This is a genomic window from Bacillus sp. 2B09 (genome assembly GCF_003946835.1).
GTDB lineage: Bacteria > Bacillota > Bacilli > Bacillales > Bacillaceae > Bacillus > Bacillus altitudinis.
This window is the reverse complement of sequence record NZ_RPSG01000004.1, coordinates 50219-74065: the sequence shown is the minus strand read 5'-3', so window position 1 is coordinate 74065 and position 23847 is coordinate 50219. Positions and strand designations below refer to the sequence as shown.

General features: G+C 40.3%; 26 protein-coding genes and 1 pseudogene. 25 read left to right on the top strand and 2 right to left on the bottom strand.

Going from position 1 to position 23847, the window contains the following annotated elements:
* Window positions 1-3: 3 nt before the first annotated feature.
* The 13 genes and pseudogenes from ruvX (at window position 4) to EBQ12_RS09825 (ending at window position 12475) form a co-directional block, all read left to right on the top strand.
* Window positions 4-420 carry a Holliday junction resolvase RuvX gene (gene ruvX, locus EBQ12_RS09885; RefSeq protein ID WP_003216519.1) on the top strand — a complete coding sequence of 139 codons (417 nt, stop codon included), beginning with the start codon at window positions 4-6 and terminating at the stop codon, window positions 418-420.
* A 15-nt stretch (window positions 421-435) separates the two neighbouring features.
* A complete protein-coding gene (locus EBQ12_RS09880; RefSeq protein WP_017358102.1) occupies window positions 436-720 on the top strand; it encodes a DUF1292 domain-containing protein in 285 nt (94 codons plus the stop codon).
* Between the two features lie 155 nt (window positions 721-875).
* Window positions 876-1442, top strand: coding sequence for a biotin transporter BioY (locus tag EBQ12_RS09875; protein ID WP_125589861.1), 567 nt, complete (start codon window positions 876-878; stop codon window positions 1440-1442).
* Window positions 1442-2893, top strand: a complete 1452-nt coding sequence (locus tag EBQ12_RS09870; RefSeq protein WP_164511645.1) for an acyl-CoA synthetase — start codon at window positions 1442-1444, stop codon at window positions 2891-2893. Before EBQ12_RS09875 ends, EBQ12_RS09870 begins: the two co-directional genes overlap by 1 nt.
* Window positions 2881-3968: pseudogene (locus EBQ12_RS09865) on the top strand (acetyl-CoA C-acyltransferase). The gene EBQ12_RS09870 and the pseudogene EBQ12_RS09865 overlap by 13 nt, the downstream one beginning before the upstream one ends.
* 73 nt (window positions 3969-4041) lie before the next feature.
* The gene (gene mltG, locus EBQ12_RS09860) at window positions 4042-5124 is read left to right on the top strand and encodes an endolytic transglycosylase MltG (RefSeq protein WP_035701691.1); all 1083 of its coding nucleotides are present in this window, start codon (window positions 4042-4044) and stop codon (window positions 5122-5124) included.
* A gap of 212 nt (window positions 5125-5336) precedes the next feature.
* Window positions 5337-6002 carry an O-methyltransferase gene (locus tag EBQ12_RS09855; protein WP_008342672.1) on the top strand — a complete coding sequence of 222 codons (666 nt, stop codon included), beginning with the start codon at window positions 5337-5339 and terminating at the stop codon, window positions 6000-6002.
* Window positions 5999-6928, top strand: a complete 930-nt coding sequence (locus tag EBQ12_RS09850; protein ID WP_007501439.1) for a peptidase U32 family protein — start codon at window positions 5999-6001, stop codon at window positions 6926-6928. Before EBQ12_RS09855 ends, EBQ12_RS09850 begins: the two co-directional genes overlap by 4 nt.
* 20 nt (window positions 6929-6948) lie before the next feature.
* Window positions 6949-8217 (top strand): peptidase U32 family protein, encoded by a 1269-nt coding sequence (locus EBQ12_RS09845; protein ID WP_017358097.1) that lies wholly within the window; start codon window positions 6949-6951, stop codon window positions 8215-8217.
* Between the two features lie 7 nt (window positions 8218-8224).
* Window positions 8225-8857, top strand: coding sequence for a uridine kinase (gene udk, locus EBQ12_RS09840; RefSeq protein WP_007501435.1), 633 nt, complete (start codon window positions 8225-8227; stop codon window positions 8855-8857).
* 618 nt (window positions 8858-9475) lie between these two features.
* Window positions 9476-9949 carry a transcription elongation factor GreA gene (gene greA, locus EBQ12_RS09835; protein ID WP_007501433.1) on the top strand — a complete coding sequence of 158 codons (474 nt, stop codon included), beginning with the start codon at window positions 9476-9478 and terminating at the stop codon, window positions 9947-9949.
* Window positions 9950-9999: 50 nt separating this feature from the next.
* A complete protein-coding gene (locus EBQ12_RS09830) occupies window positions 10000-11742 on the top strand; it encodes a peptidoglycan D,D-transpeptidase FtsI family protein (RefSeq protein ID WP_125589857.1) in 1743 nt (580 codons plus the stop codon).
* A 67-nt stretch (window positions 11743-11809) separates the two neighbouring features.
* On the top strand, window positions 11810-12475 hold the full coding sequence (locus tag EBQ12_RS09825; RefSeq protein WP_017367687.1) for a YrrS family protein: 666 nt from the start codon (window positions 11810-11812) through the stop codon (window positions 12473-12475).
* 141 nt (window positions 12476-12616) lie between these two features.
* Here EBQ12_RS09825 and EBQ12_RS09820 read toward each other — a convergent pair whose 3' ends face one another.
* Entirely contained in the window at window positions 12617-12823 is a 207-nt protein-coding gene (locus EBQ12_RS09820; protein WP_024718362.1) for a YrzA family protein, read from the bottom strand.
* A 187-nt stretch (window positions 12824-13010) separates the two neighbouring features.
* Here EBQ12_RS09820 and EBQ12_RS09815 point away from each other — a divergent pair, with 187 nt between their 5' ends.
* From EBQ12_RS09815 to EBQ12_RS19360, 7 genes are all read left to right on the top strand, one after another.
* Window positions 13011-13652: a class I SAM-dependent DNA methyltransferase gene (locus EBQ12_RS09815; RefSeq protein ID WP_081114969.1), complete on the top strand. Its 642-nt coding sequence runs from the start codon at window positions 13011-13013 to the stop codon at window positions 13650-13652.
* A gap of 15 nt (window positions 13653-13667) precedes the next feature.
* The gene (gene mtnN, locus EBQ12_RS09810; RefSeq protein ID WP_019743016.1) at window positions 13668-14363 is read left to right on the top strand and encodes a 5'-methylthioadenosine/S-adenosylhomocysteine nucleosidase; all 696 of its coding nucleotides are present in this window, start codon (window positions 13668-13670) and stop codon (window positions 14361-14363) included.
* Between the two features lie 46 nt (window positions 14364-14409).
* Window positions 14410-15333 carry a PLP-dependent cysteine synthase family protein gene (locus tag EBQ12_RS09805; RefSeq protein WP_007501427.1) on the top strand — a complete coding sequence of 308 codons (924 nt, stop codon included), beginning with the start codon at window positions 14410-14412 and terminating at the stop codon, window positions 15331-15333.
* Window position 15334: 1 nt separating this feature from the next.
* Window positions 15335-16483, top strand: coding sequence for a bifunctional cystathionine gamma-lyase/homocysteine desulfhydrase (locus tag EBQ12_RS09800; RefSeq protein WP_008342652.1), 1149 nt, complete (start codon window positions 15335-15337; stop codon window positions 16481-16483).
* A 72-nt stretch (window positions 16484-16555) separates the two neighbouring features.
* Window positions 16556-16786: a YrhC family protein gene (locus EBQ12_RS09795; protein WP_017358091.1), complete on the top strand. Its 231-nt coding sequence runs from the start codon at window positions 16556-16558 to the stop codon at window positions 16784-16786.
* Between the two features lie 445 nt (window positions 16787-17231).
* The gene (locus EBQ12_RS09790) at window positions 17232-17366 is read left to right on the top strand and encodes a YrzI family small protein (protein ID WP_106036909.1); all 135 of its coding nucleotides are present in this window, start codon (window positions 17232-17234) and stop codon (window positions 17364-17366) included.
* 159 nt (window positions 17367-17525) lie between these two features.
* Window positions 17526-17687 (top strand): hypothetical protein, encoded by a 162-nt coding sequence (locus EBQ12_RS19360; RefSeq protein WP_164511644.1) that lies wholly within the window; start codon window positions 17526-17528, stop codon window positions 17685-17687.
* 43 nt (window positions 17688-17730) lie between these two features.
* On the opposite strand, the gene EBQ12_RS19735 is transcribed toward EBQ12_RS19360, so the two are convergent.
* Entirely contained in the window at window positions 17731-17856 is a 126-nt protein-coding gene (locus tag EBQ12_RS19735) for a YjcZ family sporulation protein (RefSeq protein ID WP_008342643.1), read from the bottom strand.
* 267 nt (window positions 17857-18123) lie between these two features.
* Here EBQ12_RS19735 and EBQ12_RS09780 point away from each other — a divergent pair, with 267 nt between their 5' ends.
* From EBQ12_RS09780 to EBQ12_RS09760, 5 genes are all read left to right on the top strand, one after another.
* Window positions 18124-18726 carry a class I SAM-dependent methyltransferase gene (locus EBQ12_RS09780; RefSeq protein ID WP_017367683.1) on the top strand — a complete coding sequence of 201 codons (603 nt, stop codon included), beginning with the start codon at window positions 18124-18126 and terminating at the stop codon, window positions 18724-18726.
* Window positions 18727-19151: 425 nt separating this feature from the next.
* On the top strand, window positions 19152-20366 hold the full coding sequence (gene fdhA, locus EBQ12_RS09775) for a formaldehyde dehydrogenase, glutathione-independent (RefSeq protein ID WP_017367682.1): 1215 nt from the start codon (window positions 19152-19154) through the stop codon (window positions 20364-20366).
* Window positions 20367-20575: 209 nt separating this feature from the next.
* On the top strand, window positions 20576-21520 hold the full coding sequence (locus tag EBQ12_RS09770; protein ID WP_041506830.1) for an ABC transporter ATP-binding protein: 945 nt from the start codon (window positions 20576-20578) through the stop codon (window positions 21518-21520).
* The gene (locus EBQ12_RS09765) at window positions 21480-22706 is read left to right on the top strand and encodes an ABC transporter permease (protein ID WP_241215633.1); all 1227 of its coding nucleotides are present in this window, start codon (window positions 21480-21482) and stop codon (window positions 22704-22706) included. The genes EBQ12_RS09770 and EBQ12_RS09765 overlap by 41 nt, the downstream gene beginning before the upstream one ends.
* The gene (locus EBQ12_RS09760; RefSeq protein ID WP_125589853.1) at window positions 22699-23820 is read left to right on the top strand and encodes an ABC transporter permease; all 1122 of its coding nucleotides are present in this window, start codon (window positions 22699-22701) and stop codon (window positions 23818-23820) included. Before EBQ12_RS09765 ends, EBQ12_RS09760 begins: the two co-directional genes overlap by 8 nt.
* The last annotated feature ends 27 nt before the right edge of the window (window positions 23821-23847 follow it).

Sequence of the window (23847 nt, the reverse complement as noted above, 5' to 3'; positions counted from 1 at the left end):
AACATGAGAATTTTAGGCTTAGATTTAGGCACGAAAACCCTTGGTGTGGCAATCAGTGATGAAATGGGATGGACAGCTCAAGGGATTGAAACCATTAAAATTGATGAAGCAGGCGGAGACTTTGGTCTCAGCCGCCTGTCTGAGATCGTCTCGCAATATGGAACGGATAAAATTGTACTTGGTTTTCCAAAAAATATGAACGGTACGGTCGGTCCAAGAGGCGAGGCCAGCCAATCATTTGCGAAAGTGTTAGAAAACACGTACAATGTTCCTGTTGTGCTTTGGGACGAGCGTCTGTCAACGATGGCAGCAGAAAAAATGCTCATCTCTGCAGATGTGAGCAGACAAAAGCGTAAAAAAGTCATTGATAAAATGGCGGCTGTTATGATCCTTCAAGGGTACTTAGACAGCTTAAATTAAAATGAGGTGAATCAAATGGAACACGGAGAAAAGCAAATTACAATCGTTGATGATAATGGAAATGAGCAGCTTTGCGAAGTACTATTTACTTTTGAAAGCGACCATTTTAACAAATCATATGTTCTTTACTACCCAATTTCTGAACAAGATAACGAAGAAATTGAAATTCATGCATCAAGCTTCACACCAAACGAAGACGGTGAAGATGGCGAATTAGAGCCAATTGAAACGGATGAAGAGTGGGACATGATTGAAGAAACGTTAAATACGTTCTTAGATCAAGAAGACGAAGAAGAATAGAACGAATAAAAGGCCTGTGAACATGATCTCTGTGATCTTTCTTCACAGGTCTTTTTTACATTCTATATGTAAACTATTATATAAATTTAGTTGACATATATCACTCGACCTTTTACGCTATTTTTATCAAAAACATCGAGTGAGGGGTATGAAAATTGAAAATTCACGATATGATGCAAATGGCATTAATGACAGCAGTTATTGGGATGTTAGGATTGATTCCGCCTATTTTTCTTGCGTTTACACCTGTACCAATCACAATGCAAACCGCAGGTCTTTTGCTTGCTGGTGGGCTCTTAAAACCAAAGCAAGCGCTGATTAGTTTACTTCTGTTTCTCCTAATAGTGGCAGCAGGCGCACCTCTTTTATCTGGAGGGAGAGGCGGTATAGGGGTCTTTTTTGGGCCAAGCGGTGGTTTTTTACTTGCTTATCCAGTGGCTGCCTTTATGATCAGCCTGTGGCTGAACCGGCTGAAGAAAGTGACGGCCTTACGACTATTTTTGATCTATGCGGTATGCAGTATCGGGATATTATATATAGGCGGAATACCCTTTCAAGCCATGATGATGCATATAAAGATCACGCAAGCAGCTCTGTTCAGCGTCATTTATTTACCGGGTGATCTGATCAAAGCAGGGATATGTGCCGTCTTCACGGTGAAAATCATTCAAGCGATGTCATATCGAAAAAGGGACTTACATAGAGGGAGGCGAGCAGTTTGATGAGAATAACGGAAAGCTATGCAGCTCATGCAAAAGTGAAGCCAGATCAGATGGCGATTATAGATGAAAAAGAGAAGATCACTTATGAAGAATGGCATGAGCGTGTGCAGTCATCTGCACAATGGTTAAAAGAAACGCCTCATCAGCAAAAAAGAGTCGCTTTTTTAGTATCAAATGGTGTTCCGTTTCTCCAACTATTTGCTGGCGCAGCTTCTGCAGGATGGACAGCGGTGCCTCTTGATCCGCGGTGGAGTGACAAGGAATGCGCGGAAAAGCTTTTATTAAGCGACGCGGACCTTGTCATTGTGGAAGATCGATATATCAAAAGGATTGAAAAGTACAAGCTGGATATGCCAGTGCTCTCTTTATCTGAATGGAAAGAAAGAATCAGCATAAACGTTCAATCGAACAAAGGTGAACCGGAGGAAGATCCTGCTTTTTATATGGGATTTACTTCAGGATCAACGGGATCGCCCAAAGCCTTCATAAGACGCCAGCAGTCATGGATCGAGAGCTTTCAAATGACAGCTTCCGTCTTTGGGATCACACATAAAGATCATGTACTGATTTTGGGCACACTTTTATCCTCTCATTTTTTATACGGGGCGATCAGCACACTTTATTTCGGGGGCACCGTGACATTGTTAGAAAAATTTGTGCCAGATAAAGCAAAGAACATCTTAGAAAGAGGAGACATCACGGCTATTTATACGGTTCCGACCATGACAGAATCGTTACTGCAAATGGATGCCTTCGGAAAACATCCGCTTCTTGTCCTGTCTTCTGGTGCAGATTGGGGAAACTCTTCAAAAAAACAGCTCGTCAACCGCAATCCCCACATCACATTTTTTGATTTTTATGGAACATCAGAATTGAGCTTTGTCTCCTATTTATCTTCAGATGATTTTTTGCAAAAGCCTACTTCTGTCGGAAAGCTTTTTCCTTCTATTCAGGTTGAAATCAGGAGGGCAGATCAAACCGTTTGCAAGCCAAATGAAATCGGGAGAATTTATGTGAAAAGCCCAATGTCTTTTTCAGGCTATTTACAAGATGAAAAGCCGCCCGCAGAGTGGTTGACCGTTTATGATATGGGGTGGCTTGACGAGGATGGTTACTTGTATATGAGCGGCCGCGAGAATGGCATGATTGTCTATGGGGGACTGAATATTTTTCCAGAGGAAATTGAGCGTGTGCTGAATGAACAGCCAGAGGTGAATCGGTCAATCGTGATTGGACTTCCTGATCCATATTGGGGGGAAATCCCTGTTGCCATTATTGAGAATGTACAACAAACAAAAACTATTCGGCAAGCTGTAAAAGAAACATTAGCGGCATACAAAGTACCAAAAAAATGGCTCGTCACGGACAAAATGATCGAAACATCAGGAGGGAAAATCGCTCGTGCCAGTATGAAAAAGTGGGCGGAGGAACAACTATTATGCAAGCCGTGATCGTACAAGCGAAACGGACGCCCTTCGGTGAGAAAAATGGAATGTTGAAGGATTACCGGCCAGAGCATCTAGCTGCGCCCTTGATCCAGCATTTTTCAAACGTGACCAAGCCAGATGACATCATTTTAGGCAATGTCGTCGGGGGTGGTGGCAACATTGCCCGTCTGTCCTCGTTAGAAGCAGGCTTTCATTACATATTCCGGGTATGACCATTGATAGGCAGTGTGCTTCCGGTCTTGAAGCCATTAGAACAGCGTGCATCATGATTCAGTCGGGGGAGGGATCAATATATATCGCTGGTGGAACGGAAAGCATTTCTCGGTCACCAATGAAAGAAAGGGCCCGCTTTTCTCCAGAGTGGATAGGGGACCCTCATATGGGGGAAGCGGCAGAGCTGACGGCGTCGAGATTTTCAGTTGCGAGACAAGAGCAAGATGACTATGCACTTTTAAGCTGGGAACGAAGTATAACCGCATTCAAGCAAGGAACGTATTCAGAAGAAATTGTTCCGATTAGCGGGATGAGTACAGATGAAGCGGCAGCTAAAATAAGACCGATTGCAAGCTTGATAAAGCGGGCAAAACCTGTCTTTTTACCAGGCAAAGGTACTGTGACTGTGACCAATAGCTGTAAAGAAGCAGATGGTGCAGCTGCCGTCGTTGTGATGGAAAGAGCGGAAGCGGAGGCAAAAGGCTTCAGCCCTATGCTGCGGTATATCGGGAGTGCCGTGACCGCTATGGACCCGCATTATCCTGCTGCTTCACCAATTGATGCAATCAAGAAACTTTTACATAAAGAACAAGTGAAGATAGAAGATGTTGCACTTTTTGAAATCAATGAAGCGTTTGCGCTCAAAGTAGTGCTCATTGCCCGGACACTAGGTATTCCTTATGACCGTATCAATAAAAGAGGCGGTGCGCTTTGTCTTGGGCATCCATATAGCGCCTCGGGAGCTGCTATGATGGTGAGACTGTTTTACGAAGCCCGCGCCTTACCGAATGGAAGCTATGTCATGGCTGCAATTGGAAGTGGAGGCGGTGTCGGTTTAGCCACACTATGGCAAGTTCTGTCATGACATGCATGAGCAAGTAATTGCCGAACTCCGTCGAATCATGTACTATAAAAGCTAGATGTGAGGAGGGCCATGCATGTTTTCAGAACAAAAGAAACGACCATTTTTTAAACGAAAAATGGGGATCGTCCTGTTATCTGTACTTGCTGTGATCATCATTGCAGCATTATCAGGTTTTTTATATGTAAAATCAGCACTCGGGCCGGTCGATCAAAAAAGCAAACAAACCATTAATATTCATATTCCAAATGGGACATCTGTCAGTGGAATTGCTAGCATTTTAAAAGAAAATGAACTGATTTCAAATGACACGATTTTCACTTACTATGCAAAGTACAAAAAAGCGTCAGGCTTTAAAGCGGGCTATTTTCATCTCAAACAAACAATGGATGCGGATCAGCTGATTCAAAAGCTGACATCTGGCGGGACAGACTACGCATTTCAGCTTGTGATACCTGAAGGGAAACAGTTGTCTGATATTGCAGCCATTATTGCAAACCAGACGAATTTTTCAGCGAAAGAAGTTGAAGCGAAGCTGGATGATCCAGCCTTTATTAAAAAATTGATGAAAAAATACCCGAAAACGGTGACATCACAAGTGAACGGGAAACAAGTCAAGCATCCGTTAGAGGGATATTTATTCCCGGCGACGTATCCGTTTTATCGTGAGGATGAATCACTTGAAACAATCATTGACACAATGATTAAACAAACAGATCAATATGTGAAAACGTACGAAAAGGACATGAAAAAGAGAAAGATGTCCATCCATGATGTCCTAACGATGGCATCCCTAATAGAAATGGAAGCAACCGAAAAAACAGACCGGGCAAAAATCTCAAGTGTGTTTTATAACCGGTTGAAAAAGGACATGCCGCTTCAAACAGATCCAACCGTTCTTTATGCGCTTGGCGAGCATAAGTCCCGTGTTTATTACAAAGATTTAAAAGTGAAATCACCTTATAATACGTACACAAACAAAGGGCTGCCGCCTGGACCTATTGCCAATGCTGGAGAATCTTCTTGGAAAGCAGCACTCCATCCAGAGAAAACAGATTTTGTTTACTTCCTAGCAAAGAAAAATGGCGAAGTCGTCTTTACGAAAACGTTAAATGAGCACAACAAAGCAAAAGCGAAATACATCACAGGCAGCAACTAACGCCCATGTGAGAGGAAAAAGACTGTAGACAATGGTGAAATTGCCTGCAGTTTTTTTCGTTGTTATATCCATTTTATAGGTTCGCAATTACCACATCTTTGTGGTAAAATATATCGGGTTGTTTTTACTTAGATGAACGAAAGATTGACGAGAAAGAGAGCTGCAGCAGGCAGGACTCTTCTTTTTCAGGTCATGAAGGAGCTAGACATATAATGACAATCGAAGATGATCAAATAAATGATTATATTGAAGATTTAATTGAGCCGAGTCCTGATGCCATCGCTCAATTAGAGGAGTATGCGAAAGAGCATCATGTGCCAATCATGGAAAAGGTGAGCATTGAACTGTTATTGCAGCTGCTTTCTTTGAAAAAACCGAAGAAGATTCTTGAGGTTGGGACAGCGATTGGTTATTCAGCGATTCGAATGGCAGAAGCTCTGCCAGATGCTGAAATCTATACGATTGAGCGAAATGCAAAACGTTATGAGGAAGCGACACGAAATATTGAAGAATTACATTTCAAAGATAGAATTCACGTGTTTTTTGGCGATGCGATCGAATCAGCTAAAACGGTTCAGACGATGGCGCCCTATGATGTGATCTTCATTGATGCGGCAAAAGGCCAGTATCAACGCTTTTTTGAGCTGTTTGAACCGATGCTGTCCGATGATGGAATGATTATTACAGACAACGTATTATTTAAAGGCTTAGTTGCGACAAATTATGAAGAAGAAATTGAAGATAAACGAAAAAAACAATTAATAGGCAAAATTGATCGATACAATCAATGGCTGATGTCAAATCCTGACTACCAAACGTGTATCATTCCGGTTGGAGATGGGATCGCTATTAGTACAAAAAGAGGTGACCAATCATGAAAAAACCAGAATTGCTTGTGACACCAAGCAAGGTGTCGGATGTACTGCCGCTCATTGAAGCGGGTGCTGACGCATTTTTAATAGGTGAACAAACATATGGAATCCGTCTTGCAGGTGAATTTTCAAGAGAAGATGTGAAACAAACGGTTCAAATCGCGCATGCACATCACAAAAAAGTATATGTCGCCATGAATGCGATTTTTCATAATGACCGTGTGGCACTGCTTGGAGATTATTTAACCTTTCTCGATGGGTTAAACGTGGATGGTGTCGTTTTTGGAGATCCGGCAGTGATCATGGCCGCAAAAGAAACAGGTGTCAACTTGAATCTGCACTGGAGTACAGAAACAACTGGGACAAACTATTACACTTGTAACTACTGGGGCAGAAAAGGCGCAACACGTGCTGTTCTTGCCAAAGAACTCAATATGGATAGCGTGATTGATATCAAAGAAAACGCTGAAGTGGAGATTGAAATTCAAGTCCACGGCATGACCTGTATGTTCCAATCGAAACGGACACTTGTTGGCAACTATTTTGAATATCAAGGCAAACAAATGGACGTGGAAGGCAGAAATATGGAAGAAGGTCTATTCCTTCACGACCAGGAGCGCCAAAACAAATATCCTATTTTTGAGGATGAAAATGGCACACACATTATGAGTCCAAATGATGTATGTATGATTGATGAATTAGAAGAATTTGTCGACGCAGGCATTGACTCATTTAAAATTGACGGAATTTTAAAGTCACTTTCTTATATGACAGAGGTGACATCCCTCTATCGAAAAGCCATTGATTTACTAGTGACTGATAAGGAAGCCTATGAAGATCAGAAAGATGAATGGGTGGAGCGTATTGAAGAGATCCAGCCTGTCAACCGCTCAATCGATACAGGATTTTTCTTTAAAGAAACGGTTTATTAAGATAAAAGGAGGCAGAGGAAATGGCACTTTTAAAAGATGGAATTTCTGAAGTGATCGATGGAAAACGTGTCATTACAAAAAAACCAGAACTGCTAGCGCCAGCAGGAAACTTAGAAAAACTAAAAATTGCAGTGCATTATGGAGCAGACGCTGTTTTTATTGGTGGGAAAGAATTTGGACTTCGTTCAAATGCAGATAACTTTTCAATCGAAGAAATGGCAGAAGGTGTCGCATTTGCGAACAAATACGGTGCTCGCATTTATGTGACAACGAATATTTTCGCCCACAACGAAAACATGGACGGGCTGGAAGAATATCTTCAAGGGATTGAAGGAGCGGGTGTAGCGGGAATTATTGTCGCTGATCCACTCATCATCGAAACATGCAAACGAGTAGCTCCAAAGCTTGAAGTCCACTTAAGCACACAGCAGTCTCTTTCAAATTGGAAAGCGGTGCAGTTTTGGAAGGAAGAGGGGCTTGAGCGTGTGGTTCTTGCACGTGAAACAAGCGCTCTAGAGATTAAAGAAATGAAAGAAAAAGTGGATATTGAAATCGAAACGTTCATTCACGGGGCGATGTGTATTGCTTATTCTGGCCGTTGCGTGCTCAGTAACCATATGACAGCGAGAGATTCAAACCGCGGAGGCTGCTGCCAATCTTGTCGCTGGGATTATGACCTTTATAAACTAGAAGGCTCTGAGGAAGCGCCTTTATTCGGTGAAGAAGACGCACCATTTGCGATGAGTCCAAAAGATTTAAAACTCATCGAATCCATACCGCAAATGATCGAAATGGGAATTGACAGCTTAAAGATTGAAGGACGAATGAAGTCCATTCATTATGTAGCAACAGTTGTCAGTGTCTATCGTAAAGTCATTGATGCTTACTGTGCGGATCCAGACAATTTCGTCATTCAACAAGAATGGCTCGATGAATTAGACAAATGTGCCAACCGTGACACGGCTCCTGCCTTTTTTGAAGGTGTACCAGGAACGGATGAACAAATGTTTGGCATTCACGGAAAGAAAACGACCTTTGATTTCGTCGGACTTGTACTTCATTATGATGAACAAGAACAAATTGTCACATTACAGCAGCGTAATTTCTTTAAAGCTGGCGACGAAGTTGAATTTTTCGGTCCAGAAATCGAAAATTTCACATGCAAGATTGAGACGATTTGGGACGAAAAAGGGAACGAACTCGATGCCGCTCGTCATCCACTGCAAATTGTGAAATTTAAGCTTGATCAAAAAGTATACCCTAGCAACATGATGAGAAAGGGGAAATAACCGGCACATGGGGAAAAAACCAGTGGTGATTGGAATCGCTGGCGGCTCGGGTTCAGGTAAAACGAGCGTCACCAATTCCATTTACGAAAAATTTAAAGGACATTCAATCCTCATGCTTCAGCAAGATTTATATTACAAAAATCAAAGTCATATGCCATTTGAAGAGCGCCTGCTGACCAATTATGATCATCCGCTTGCATTTGACAATGACCTGATGATTGAGCATGTAGAAGCGCTGCTAAAGTACGAGTCCATTGAAAAACCAATTTATGATTTTAAACTAAACACACGTTCAGAAGAGACGGTACATGTTGAACCAAAGGATGTCATCATCGTTGAAGGAATCTTTGCTCTTGAAAACGAACGTCTAAGAAACTTAATGGATATTAAACTGTATGTGGATACAGATGCAGATCTTCGGATCATTCGCCGTATTTTACGTGATACGAAAGAAAGAGGCAGATCGATTGATTCCGTGATTGAACAATATGTATCTGTCGTCAGACCGATGCACAATCAATTCATTGAACCGTCAAAACGATACGCCGATATCATCATCCCAGAAGGCGGTCAAAATCATGTGGCCATTGACCTCATGGTGACAAAAATTCAAACGATTCTTCAAAACCGCGGAGAGTAATTGGTGGAGAAGAACAAAGACCTTTACGACGTAAAGGTCTTTTCAACATCATGCTCTTGTAGTCAATACTTTAAATTGTAAGAAGCAGTCCCTGAGTAAAAGATTTGATATGATAGGAAAACAATGCTGCGAAATGGAGACAGGAAAATCACGATGGAATGCTGAAAGTTTCAGTTATTCCTGCTTTGTAAAAGTATATTAAAAAAACGACAAACAAATCATCACAAATTTTCAAACAATTCTTGATCAAAATGCAATTTTGTAATAATATAGCATAGACATATCGTACACTGACCATATTATGTATTGGAAGATGGAGAATGGATAAGCTATTCTTCTACATATGATCGAAATGGCCGAACGAGGTACAGGAGCTTCCTGTGCCTTTCCACAGTTTGTGCGATGAAGATAATACATCATCATGAGACCGCTGCTGTTCCTGCCTAATAAAAAGGCATAATAGTTGCATCTAAAAGGGACGCCATGTAAGATGGACTTTTACGAATATGGGACAGAAGGAATGAGGGCCGGAATATGTCCTCATTCTTGTATATTTCAGTCGTCACTCACATGCAGAAAGCTTGTATGATGAGGATTAATAGAAGGAGTGAATGATTCATGGCACAAGAGAAAGTATTTCCAATGACAGAAGAAGGAAAGCGCAAATTAGAAGAAGAGCTTGAATATTTGAAAACGGTTAAACGTAAAGAGGTTGTAGAGCGTATTAAAATCGCTAGAAGTTTTGGAGACCTCTCTGAAAACTCGGAATATGATTCTGCTAAAGAAGAGCAAGCGTTTGTAGAAGGTCGTATTACAACGCTTGATAATATGATTCGTAATGCCAAAATTATTGAAGATGAAGGTAACTCAAATATTGTTTCACTCGGTAAAACGGTCACATTCGTTGAATTACCGGACGGTGAAGAAGAGTCTTATACGATTGTAGGAAGTGCAGAAGCTGATCCGTTTGAAGGCAAAATTTCAAACGATTCACCAATTGCAAAAAGCCTTTTAGGCAAACAAGTAGACGACAAAGTCACGGTTCAAACACCTGGCGGAGAAATGTTCGTCCAAATTGTAAAAATTTCATAATTACGTTTATACGATAAACACCTCGTCCACAATAGGGACGAGGTGTTTTTATGCTGAAAACAAGAAGAATCCAATGGACAGGTGTCATTATTTTTATCTTATTGCTCGGTCTCCTATTTAGACTAGCGGAAATTCAGTTGTTTTTCACAGAATCTTTTTCAAAGCTTGATATTAATTTGATCCAAGAAAGTGTCAGGCAGCGGACAGAAGAAGTAGTCATTTCAGACGGACGCGGCGAATTTTTAGATCGAAACGGCGAGGCACTTCTCACAAAAGAAGAGCCTGCGGTCATCATATTTCCTTTCCTGCAATATGACCTCCCTCACTTAAAACAAACCGCTTCTATACTTGAGATGGAAGAAGATGAATTGAAGAGCCAGCTGACAGAAACGAAGAAACCACTCATTTTAAAAGATGATGTCACGAAAAAAAAGCTGAAAGACATCAATGATATGAAATATTCAGGTGTTTACGGCGTATATATGAAAGAGAAGGACAAAAAAAGACTTGCCCTCCACACATTAGGTTTCACAAGCGAGAATCCAGAACTCTTGAGAAAACGTTATCCGGACAAAAAAGAGCTTTCAATCCGCACTGAGATCGGTACATTCGGTTTGGAAAGTACATTTGACGAATTTCTATTACCAGAGCAAGACACAAAATTGTTATATCATGTGGACGGAAGGGGAAACCCTTTGTTTGGGATGGACGTCAAATATACAGCAGAAGCTCATTCGTTTTATCCGCTGCAAGTGCAGACAACCATGGACGAAGACATGCAGAGGGAAATGGAGAATGTTCTCAAAGCACAAGGTGTTGAAAAAGGCGGAGCGGTTCTGCTCGACATTCAAAATAGCAGTGTGCTGGCGATGGCGAGTGTTCCAAATGTGACCAGCAAAAACCGCCATGAGGCAAGAAATTACATGCTGACCGCAATGGCTCCCGGTTCTGTATTTAAAACGGTCGTACTTGCCGCAGCGATTGAAAAAAACTTGAACCAGCCACAAACGATGTATGATTGTCGAAAGAATTTATATGGAGAGCCAGAAGGAAAGCAGGAAGTACTGAATCTGTCTGAAAGCTTTGCGCAAAGCTGTAATTATACATTTGCGACACTCGCTGAGCAGCTCATCCAAACAGATGATCAAATCCTTGAAAAGACAGCTTCAAAGCTTGGGCTTGTGGATCGAGCCGGCTGGGAAGGGGATGTATATCACAAGCAACAATTCAAACAGTTTGATCGTGAAGAAACAGGCAGTGTGTGGGGAGATAAAAGAGACAAGCATGTCAAAAAAGCCATTGCGCAAACGGCGATTGGTCAAAAAAATGTCAAAACAACCCCCTTACAAATTGCCAATATGATGGCAACGATTGCAAGGGGCGGAGAACGAAAAGAAGTGAGGATTGCAGATAAAGTGATGTATCAAAACGGAACAACGATGCTATCCTTTCAAAACAAACGACCTGATGGTGACAGTATTGACCGCTATACAGCTCAAACCTTGCAAAAGTATTTAAGGCAGGTGGTGACGTCTGACAAAGGAACAGGAAGAAGATTTCAAGACCTGCCGTTCCATATAGCAGGGAAATCAGGCACTGCCCAAACCGGCAGCAAAGATAAACAGGGGAATCCACTTTATCACAAGTGGTTTGCCGGATACTTTCCGGCAGAAAAACCAACATACGCTCTCGTCGTTGTTCACCTTGACGAGGCAAGTGGCCGGGCTAAGACAAATGAAGCGTTTTATGATATTGTAAAAAAGGTCAATGAAATTGAAAAGAAACAGACATAGAACATCCCTTCATGTCATGTTAGAATAGTAACGACTTAGGGAACAGAGGCAAAGGAGTGCAGAGATTTTGAGTAGAAATTCTCGATTTGAACATCGTGATAAGCGCAGAAAGGCGAATATGGTGCTTAACATATTAATTGGTATCGTTGTGGTGCTTATTTTGGTTGTCGCATCGAGTTTGTTAATTTTTAATAAACCGAAAGATACAAATGTAGCAGACGAACCATCCAAAACAGCACCTGCATCGAGTGAAAATAAACAAAACTCAGAAGAAGATGTGAAAGATCAAAAGAAAGATACATCCGATGATGCGGATGCAAAAAAAGACGATTCATCTGACAAAAAAGACGATACAAAGAAAACAGATGATGAAGAAGAGCCAAACAAAGATGCGTTAAAAGATGCCACAGAAACAGATGGCGGTAAAACAAGTGACGTAGACAAAACATATGAAAACGATAACTGGGAGCCTGTAGGAACAGAGCAATCGGGATCACATACAGCAACCTATGATGCTAACTCAAAAGACTGGAAAGAAATGATCAAAGCCATGTCCTATGCGACAGGAATCTCAGAAGATCAAATGACTGTTATTTGGTTAGGAAATAACGGAGGACCTCAAGATGCAAAAGGAACCATCCGTGATAAATCAACAGGTGAACGCTACCGTGTAGAAATTACGTGGGTGGACGAAAAAGGCTGGAAACCTGTGAAGGTTGAAAAATTAAAATAAAATAAAAAAGATGCATGCAAAAAGGCTAATATGAACTTCATTTTAGCCTTTTTCTTCTTTTCAGCGTGATAGAAAACCTTTGCAGTCTAGGAAGGACTAGCACCGGCGCACAGACCTGACTGCCTACACGCTAATCTTTTTTTATGAGACATTCGCTTTAAAATGAACAACTGCTGTATACAAAATCTTATCATCAATGACAGTCGTTTGATGACTCACAGAATGAACAGTCAGCAAGATCGCCTGATTATGTTCAATTTGTTTTTGGATCTTTTGTTCAAGTTCTTTTAAAGACGTTGCTTCAAAAAATTCAATTTTGTCCTTTAAAAAATCCAGTTGAAAATCCATTTCATTCATCCCTCCATGCTCTAGATTCATCATAATCTCTCCCATTCAAAAGGGCAAATATTTTTCTACCCCGCCCAGTATTTTTTAGTAGGAAAGAATCAGAAGATGTGGTAGGATAGGAACTGTTCGACGGAATAAAACATACTATACGGATAGGAATAAATAGATAAAGTGGAGGGAAAGAAAAATGGGACGTGAGTTTCTTTCTTTATTTGATCATTGGGCTGAATCTTATGATGACACTGTAAGTGGTCATGACGAGCAGTATAAAGAAGTATTTCGCCGGTATCCGGCCATTCTAAAAGAGATTACTCGCCGTGCAGGTCAACATGTCATTGAGTTTGGAAGCGGCACAGGAAACCTAACGGCGGCACTGCTTCAAGCAGATAAGAAAGTGTTTGGCGTTGAACCTTCAGAAGCCATGAAGAAAGCGGCTCTTCAAAAAGGAATACCAAATGTATTTCATGACGGAGATTTTTTATCGTTTCCAGCTCCACCTTTTGAGCCTGATACGATCGTCAGTTCATATGCTTTCCATCATTTAACGGACGAAGAAAAAAAACAAGCCATCCACACCTATGGCAACATCCTTCCCTCAGGTGGTAAAATAGTCTTTGCTGATACAATGTTTCAAAATCAAGCAGCACATCAAGCTGAAACGAACAAAGCGAAAGCCGCTGGATTCGATCAGCTTGCAGAGGATTTAGAAACGGAATACTATCCATCCATAGGTGTGTTAAAGCAAATCTTTGAAGAAGAAGGTTTTAGCACATCTTTTCATCAAATGAATGATTTTGTGTGGATCGTAGAAGCGAAGAAAAGGGAATGAAAGGATGTTTTTTATTTGAAAATCGCAGTGATAGGTGCAATGGAAGAAGAAGTGACGATTTTAAGAGACCAACTAAAGAATGCCACACAAGAAAACATCGCTGGGTGTGAATTTACAACAGGTGTTTATGAAGATAAAGAAGTGATTTTATTAAAATCAGGGATTGGAAAAGTGAATGCAGCGGTCAGCACAACACTTCTGCTTGACCGCTTTCAGCCAGATTATGTGATCAATACAGGATCAGCTGGCGGTTTCCATCACTCATTAAATGTAGGTGATATTGTCATCTCTACTGATGTGAGACATCATGATGTGGACGTGACGATCTTTAATTACGAATATGGACAAGTGCCAGGATTACCAGCTGCTTTCATCGCAGATGATCAGCTTGTGAAGCTGGCAGAGGAATCTGCTTCAGAAATCGATCATATTCAAGTGGCAAAAGGAACGATTGCAACAGGAGATTCATTTATGGATGATCCTGGTCGTGTCGCGTTTGTGAGAGAGAAATTTCCAGAGCTGTATGCAGTGGAAATGGAGGCAGCAGCAGTTGCGCAAGTTTGCCATCTATTTGAAACGCCATTTGTGGTCGTTCGAGCGTTGTCAGATATTGCTGGGAAAGAATCCAATATCTCTTTTGATCAATTTCTAGAGCAAGCAGCGATTCACTCAACAGACCTTGTCCTGCGTATGATAAAGCAAACACAATAAAAGAAGGGGTTTCCCCCTTCTTTTCCATACAAAGGAAGGGATTTATATGGCTGTCATACATGATATTACGGAATTAATTGGCCACACACCGCTTTTAAAACTGTCAGGGATGGGTGTGCCGGCAGGTGTTGATGTTTATGCAAAACTTGAAATGATGAACCCAGGCGGAAGTATTAAGGATCGCTTAGGTGATATGCTGATTAAAGAAGCGCTGGCATCGGGCAAACTGCGCCCAGGCGGAACCATTATTGAAGCAACTGCAGGAAACACAGGCATCGGGCTTGCGCTAAGTGCAAGAAAACATCAATTGCATCCGATCTTCTGTGTACCAGAACATTTTAGTCAAGAGAAACAACAGCTCATGAAGGCGCTTGGTGCAGAAATTATTCATACACCAAGAAAAGATGGGATGAAGGGTGCGATTGATCGAGCCCTTGAACTAGAGGCAAGCCTTGACAATGCTTATTGCGTCTTACAATTTAAAAACCAAGTAAATCCATTGACTTACTATAAAACACTCGGGCCAGAAATATGGTCTGACCTCCAGGGGAACATAGACGTGTTTGTAGCAGGAGCGGGTTCTGGCGGAACATTTCAAGGATGTGCTGCCTATTTAAAAGAGCAAAAAGAAGCGCTAAAAACAGTGATCGTGGAACCAGAAGGATCTATTTTAAATGGCGGAAAGCCGGGGCCGCATAGAACGGAAGGAATTGGCCTTGAATTTATTCCAGATTATATGGAATCGACTTTATTTGACGAGATTTATACCGTCAGTGACGATGATGCTTTCCGAATGGTGAAAGAAGCAGCTGAAAAGGAAGGTGTTCTGATCGGAAGCTCGTCTGGTGCCGCTCTATTTGCCGCTTTAGAGGAAGCGAAAAAGGCATCACCTGGGACAGTGATCGTCACCATTTTTCCTGATAGCAGTGAGCGTTATCTAAGTAAAGGTATTTATGAGGGAGGAAAATAAAATGAAGCCAAAAACAATGATGATTCATAGTGGAATCACTGGTGATGAAAAAACAGGAGCCGTGTCTGTTCCTATTTATCAAGTCAGCACCTATAAGCAGCCTAAAGCAGGCGAGCACACTGGATATGAATATTCCAGAACTGCGAATCCAACAAGAACAGCACTGGAAACAGTCATTCGTGATCTTGAAGGCGGGGCAAACGGCTATGCATTCGGTTCAGGGATGGCTGCAATTACAGCTGTGATGATGCTGTTTAACAGCGGAGATCATATCGTACTGACTGACGACGTGTACGGCGGAACCTATCGTGTGATGACAAAGGTGCTCAACCGGATTGGCATTAAAGCCACATTTGTAGACACAAGTGATCCTGAAGCGGTGAAAAAAGCAATTTTACCAGAAACAAAAGCCGTCTATATTGAATCACCAACCAATCCATTGCTGAAAATGACCGATCTACAAGCCATAAGCCGGATCACAAAAGAAGCTGGCATCTTGATGATTGTCGATAATACGTTTTTTACCCCATATTTTCAAAAGCCGATTTCATATGGGGCTGACATTGTCTTGCACAGTGCCACAAAATATTTAGGCGGCCATAGTGATGTGGTGGGCGGACTTGTCGTGACAGCTACTGAAGAGCTTGGTGAAGAACTGCACTTTGTTCAAAACTCTACAGGCGGTATTCTTGGACCGCAAGATGCGTGGCTTCTAATGCGAGGGATGAAAACGCTCGGGCTAAGAATGGAAGCACATCAACAAAACGCGCAGAAAATCGCTGAGTTTTTAGAACAGCATCCTGCGATTACACGTGTCTATTACCCAGGTTTAAGCGCACACCCAGGTCATGAGCTTGCAAAAACTCAAGCAACAGGCTTTGGCGGTATGATTTCTTTTGATATTGGAAAAGAAGAAAATGTCGACGTGTTTTTAAGCCAATTGAAATTGTTTACAATCGCAGAAAGCCTAGGGGCGGTTGAAAGTTTAATCTCTGTTCCTGCTCGCATGACCCATGCATCCATTCCAAAAGAGCGCAGAGAAGAGCTTGGCATCACAGATGGTTTAATCCGTATTTCTGTCGGTATTGAAGATATTGATGACTTATTACATGATATTGAACAAGGGCTCGACGCAGTAACGAATGGATAGATTTACATGCCCCTCGCTTTCTCTCACTATGGTAAGCTATCAATAGACATTGATAACGGGAAGGTGAATCAAGTGAAGAAAAAGTGGGATGGTTTAGTGACAGATTACAAGCAATACGCTTTTATTTTGCTTGCTGTCAGCACCTTTTTATATATTGGTACGATTTTACCGAATCAGCACATAGAAGCATCACCAAAAATGCTGATGCTGGCAGTTGATTGTGTTTTCCTATTGGCTGCTTTTCTTTGCGTGAAACGTGCGATCTTTTTTCAAAAAAAGCTACAAGAACTAGATGAAGATTAAGTCGAAAAGTCTCCTCATGTGATGAGGAGACTTTTTTAAATTGCACTGGATAATCGGACAAGAATCACTATGGAAATTTAGTCAAACACACAAAAATCATCTAATTTACTAAAAACAGGTTTACAAAATGGTGCTTGCTGGATATACTTACAAAGTAATTAAAAACGTAAAGGAGGCTGAAGAATATGTTATTCGTATCTACTTGTGATCAATTCAACAACCAATTTCATCATGTCATCAGCCTGTGGAAGAGCTCGTGTCCTTCCTTTACCTTTTACGGTTCACGCTACAAAACTGTTTAAGTAAACGAGGATTTCACGTATCATCCATCGCAGGTTAGAAGACACTGTCTTTTGATCTGCATTTTTGTGTGCCCGCAGGTCAACTGATAAAGAAGATCTGCGGGCTATTTCGCGTGCTGCGAACTGAAGGGAGGTGAGCGTATATGACAATCCATTTATTTTTTATTACTTTGACGATCCAACGTAAATACAAGGACATTGAAACCGTTCTTTATGAACAACAAGTCGAAACAATTTATGAAGAAATGAAGCAGAAACAACTAAAGTACATGAACTAAAAAGGACAATAAAAACATGAAAAGGAGGAGATTGACATGTTTATGATGCTTGCAATGCTTGATTGTTATACAAGGGAGAAGGACCAGGTTTAGACACGCTCCACATTGATCACCTGCACATATGATAACCGTAAAAGGAGATTGTGAGGTGATCAATGAATGTCGATGTCACCATATATGAGGTTTCCGTCAGTGGGGCACGGGTATGCGTCTATTCCGCATTCTTTAAAGCACGGATACGGCAATCCATACAGAATGCAAAGAGAGCAAGAAGAAATGCTCAGACGCTATATGCACAATTATCCAACTTATTGGTATTAAAGAAAAGGAGCAGGAAACGTTATCGTTTCCTGCTCCTTTTACATTAGCAAATCCAGCTTGCACCGATGATGATTAACAAAATGAACAGTACAACAAGCAATGCGAATCCGCCTGCAAAACCGCCACCGTAGCCACCGCAGTAGCCTCCAGAATAACCGCCAAAGCCCATAATCTAGCACCACCTTTATCTAATCAAGATACATTCATAAAATATGCAGCTCATGCAGAAAACGAAATCAATCTGAGCACAATTAATGAAAATGCCTATTTGTTTAAATATTTTTCATGACGTGCGAAACATTTTCAGAAAAGGTGCCGTCTAATAAAAGACAAAGAAATTAGGACTAGGTCTTAACTTTTGTTAGGCGAGAGCCGATATGAAAAGTAAGAAAATTCGTAAATAGTTTTATTTACTGGTGCAAAGCAGGTGTTGACATTGATTCAAAGCTGGATTGGAAAACAAATGAGGGAACCAAAGGGCTTGTTCTCAAAATGGGTTGCCCGCTATATGGAAAAAAATCATCATAATATCAATCAATGGACGATTCAACTCTTAAATATACAAGAAAACGACCGGATTTTAGAAATTGGTACTGGAAGAGGTATGACATTATCTAAAGTAGCGGAAAAACTTGATCGAGGGAAAGTATATGGAATCGATGCTTCGCGTCATATGGTAAAATACGCGAAAAGAAAACATAAGAGGCTTGTCGAGCAGGAAAAAGCCGTTATCACACTTGGAAAAGCTGAGCAATTACCTTTTGAAGACAGATCATTCAATAAATTGTTCACAGTGCAGACCATCTATTACTTGCCAGATATCGAACAAGTCATGAAAGAGGTATATCGTGTTCTTCAAGTGGATGGAGAAGTATTCTTATCTTTTCAAAAGCAGGAACTGATGAAGGAACAAAAACGCTCTCAGTCTCTTTCAACGTACAGTGAAGAAGACATCAGCTGTCTTTTTTCAGCGTATCACTTTAGAGACGTCTCTGTTTACCATTATGATACATACATCTGTATCAAAGCCTTAAAATGATGAAAATATTTCCCAGGTAATGAACAAGCACTCAAAAAAAGGCTCTTCGTCAGAAGGGCCTTTTTTGCATGTGGGAATTGATCATTCATCAATAAAAAAGACTCTTCACAAGAAGAGTCTTTTGCATTCATTTCATATGTAGGGGCCAGCCAGGTGTGTAAGGAATGATAGTATATATAAGGAATTTGTTTGTCGATTAAGGATACCTGTCTGGCTTATTCCTTATATCGACAATGTTCTGCAAATGTTTAGCTTTTTTTTCAATATTTTCTTTTTTATTTGACTGGAAAATACATTTTTCTCTCCTAGATAGACATTTGTCACTTATTTTTTGAGTCAATGTGCGGTTAAAAGAAGGAAAAAGCCCGAGAAAGAGAGAATTTTGGAGAGACTTCATTTTTAAACTAAAAGGGAGGAATGAAAACATGTCGGGAAACAAAGGTGTCGTTTACAAAGGAGCAGGAAATGTAGCAGTTGAGGATATTGGATACCCTGATTTGGTTTTAAGGGATGGCCCTGGTGTACCTAAAGCCAATGTTGGACGTAAGTGTGAGCATGGCGTCATTTTAAAAGTGGTGACAACAAACATTTGCGGGAGCGACCAGCACATGGTAAGAGGGCGTACAACTGCGCCTGAAGGACTTGTCCTTGGTCATGAAATTACTGGTGAAGTCGTTGAAGTTGGACGAGATGTAGAGTTTATCCAAAAGGGTGATCTCGTATCAGTTCCATTTAATATTGCCTGTGGTCGCTGCGTCATGTGTAAAGAACAAAAAACCCATGTGTGTTTAAATGTGAACCCCGATCGACCTGGCTCAGCTTATGGTTATGTTGATATGGGCGGATGGGTTGGCGGCCAATCAGAGTACGTCATGGTGCCATATGCTGATTTCCAGCTGCTTAAATTTCCGGACAAAGATCAGGCGATGGAGAAAATACTTGATTTGACAATGCTTTCCGATATTTTCCCGACAGGTTTTCATGGTGCGTATTCGGCTGGCGTAAAACCAGGCTCTACTGTCTATATTGCTGGTGCAGGGCCAGTAGGTCTTGCAGCAGCGCATTCCGCTCAGCTCCTTGGCGCTTCTGCTGTCATCGTCGGCGATCTCAATGAACAAAGGCTCGAGCAGGCGAGAAGCTTTGGCTGCGAAACGATTAATTTACGAAAACATGATCGAATCGGTGAACAAATGACAAACATCCTTGGAGAGCCAGAAGTCGACTGTGCGGTCGATTGTGTCGGTTTTGAAGCTTCAGGTCATGGAGATCAAGGAGAAGCACCAGCCACCGTTTTAAATACAATTATGGATATTACCAAAGTTGGCGGTAAGCTTGGAATTCCAGGACTTTACGTCACAGAAGATCCAGGTGCTGTGGATGAAGATGCAAAAGTTGGATCTCTGAAAGTGCGAATTGGACTTGGCTGGGCAAAAGCCCATACTTTTGTGACAGGCCAAACCCCTGTCATGCAATATCACCGCAGCTTGATGAAATCTATTTTAAGCGGAAGAGCACAAATCGCCAAAGCCGTTAATGCAACCGTCATTTCCCTTGATCAAGCCCCTAAAGGATATAGCGATTTTGATTCGGGTGTGGCGAAGAAATTTGTGATTGACCCGCATGGCATGATTTCTAAATAATGATCCATCGAAAACAACTTACAGGATTTTTCCTGTAAGTTTTTTTGTTTATAAATATAAAAAGACCTATACTGTTCTTCTACATTTCATAACGTGGTAAAATGAGTAAATTGGAAAAAATGATCTTTAGTTGAAAGACATACCATAAAACAGTTGGCAATGATTGGACAGGATTATGATAGATAGGAAGAATAGAGGAGAGATTGCGATTGCTAAAAGTACAAAACATCATCAAAAATTATGAAGGTAAACAAGTATTAAAAGGGGTTAGCTTCCACTTAAAACAAGGTGAATCATTTGGACTGTTGGGCCCTAATGGTGCAGGGAAATCAACCTTAATCGGTATCATGACAGGACTTATACATGCAACGAGCGGGACTATTACGATTGGAGGCATTGATCTACATAAAGAAACAAAGCATGCACAGCAATTGATTGGCATTGTTCCGCAAGAGATCGCTTTATATTTAGATATGTCAGCAAAAGAAAATTTAACGTTTTGGGGGAAAATGTATGGACTTAAAGGAGAAGAATTAAAAAGCAGAGTACAAGAAATCCTTGAATTAATTGGTCTGGGCAATAGAGCGAATGATAAGGTGAAAGTATTCTCAGGTGGGATGAAAAGAAGAGTGAATATCGGATGTGCGATTTTGCATCGGCCAAAACTATTAATAATGGATGAGCCTACAGTGGGTATAGACCCGCAATCCAGAAATCATATATTAGAAACAGTTAAAACGTTAAATAGTGAAGGAATGACGATTATTTATACGAGTCATTACATGGAGGAAGTCGAATATCTATGTGAAAAAATAGCTATTATGGATCAAGGTTCTTTCATTAAGGTAGGTGATTTAAGTGAATTGGCTGAGCTTGTTGGAGAAAAAAGAGAAATCATTTTTACGATTAAATGTGAACAAGGACAAAAGGATATGGAGCGAGTGTGCCAATATATAAATGAATATCACCCACTGAATGACTTTATGGTGCAGGGAAATCAAATCAAATTATTTGATGACAATCCTCAGCATTTACTAAGTCAACTTATTCAAGGTGTAACCGCATTAAATGTTCAATTAATTTCAGCAGAAGTTGTAGAACCAAATTTAGAAAATGTATTCTTGTATTTCACAGGTAAGAAATTACGAGACTAGACCGAATAGAGGTGAGCATATGAGCATTTGGGTTGTACTGAAAGATCTATTATTGTTTTTTAGGGATAAGAAAAGCTTTTTTACACTTTTTTTTATGCCTATCATATTAATTGCTATATTAGGTGCAGCATTTGGAGACAACATGAAGAAAGATAGCGAAATTAGGATCAATTCATTTCGAGTAGGAATAACAGATCAAGATAAGTCCGCTACAAGTAAAATGTTTCTCTCAACATTGTCTAAGAGTGAACTCAGTGACATATTTGAAGTGAAGGTCACCTCGAAAAATCAGCTAGAGAAAGAATTAAATAGTAGAGACATTACAATGGGTATAATCATCAAGCCGAATTTTGAAAAAAGCATATTAAATCACGATCATGTGCAATTGAATATTTTAAAAGGACCTAATTCAAGCTTACAGGAAATGGTCCTAGAAAATGTGGTTTTGCAATTCTTTCAAAATTATCATATGAATCGTATTCTGATGCCGTTGAATCAAGGTAAAGAAGTGGAGATCGTGTCTGATCAACTGAAAAAAGAACTAGTGAACGAAAGGAACATTCATATCAACAGCCAGCCGATTACATCCTTCCAATACTACGCAGGCGGGATGGGTGTGCTTTTTTTATTAATGACTGTTGTTTTCTTGGTTGGCAGTATGATAGAGGAAAAAGAAGAAGAAGTCTATAAAAGACTACTAGTATCAAAGTTAAGCAATATTAGTTATATCATTGGAAAGTTATTGGGCATTTTTTTAATGAGTATGATTCAACTTGCGGTCATTATTTTATTTACTAGTTTTGTCTTTAAGGTGAATTGGGGAGAGCCTTTTACTGTTGTTATGATCGGATGTAGTTTTATATTAAATGCTGCGGGTTTAGGGGTGCTGATTGGTTCTTTTATCAATAGAGAAAAAACGTTTAACAGTGTGGGGATTTTAGGAACTCAAGTGTTAGCTGCTTTAGGTGGGAGTATGGTGCCCTTATACTTATTCCCACAATGGGTGATGAATATCAGCTATTTTTTACCTAATTCTCTTGCACTTCAAATGTTTTTGAAAAGTATGGCAGGTGCTGATTTTAGTGAAATTCAAAGTGGATTATTACTTAGCTGTGGGATGGGACTAGCTTTCTTCATCATTGCTTTATTAAGAATGCCTTTTGAAAGGAAGCATCGCTATGCATAAAATATTAGCCATTATCACGTTAAAGTTAAAAGAAACATTAAAGTCTCCATTGGCTCTCATTTTTTTATTTGTTATGCCAATCATATTTAGTTTTATCTTTGGCAGCACGGCATCAGATACAAAGAAACCCACAGTTGCTTTTGTTCAAAATCCTCAACAAGACGAACTCAATAAGGAAATATTAAAAATGCTCAAAAAGAACACGACATTTCTTTGGATAAAGGCGTCTGAAATTGAAGCGGAAGAATTAGTATCTGATGAAAAGGTAATTGCGTCGGTTAAAGTCTCTGATCAATTAGAGTCCCATTTAAAAGAAAATAAAGAGATTTTTGATGTGACAGTTTATAAGAAAACTGAGGAATATGCAGTCTTATCTCCCTATTTAAAAGAGGCAGCAGCGATCATTTATCAGATCAATTACGGTGTGAAAGATCAGAGAAGTGCTTCTCTCACCACTGCATTGATTAAGTTAAATGAATCTGGCACCATTTCGTTGGTTGAAAAAAATCAAGATGGTCAAGCAAGCCAGCACCCAAATTTAATACCGCTTGGCTTTACCATTATGTTTATGATGTTTGCGATTTCAAGCTCTTTGTCCTCTATACATTTGGAGTATAAAAATTATACATGGCAAAGATTGCTTTCGAGTCCAATCCATAAAATATATGTACTTCTGGGCTATTTAATGGCATATTTCCTTCTTGGATGGCTACAATTAGGTGTTCTTTTGACCATCTTATCTATTTTCTTTAATGTCTACTTAGGCAACCTGTTTCTTATTTTATTGTTCGGATCATTTGTTATAGGCCTTGTCGTAAGTTTAGGATTTATGATAGCTACTTTATCTCAAACAAAAAAACAAGCTGAAATCTTTAGTGCAATTGTCATTGTAGGATCGTGCATGCTGGGTGGTATTTATTGGCCTCTAGATATCGTTCCAGACATTATGAAGAAGATTTCTTTGACTATACCGCAAACATGGATGATGTCTGGTTTTGGTGAGATCATGAGCGACAATGTTAATCTTTCTATCTTATTATTAGATGCGACGGTTTTAATTGCTTTTACGGTGATCTTTATGATCATTGGTTTGAAGAGTATCAGATCCTATTAATCCTTTGTTCTTCTAAAAAGCCCTCTA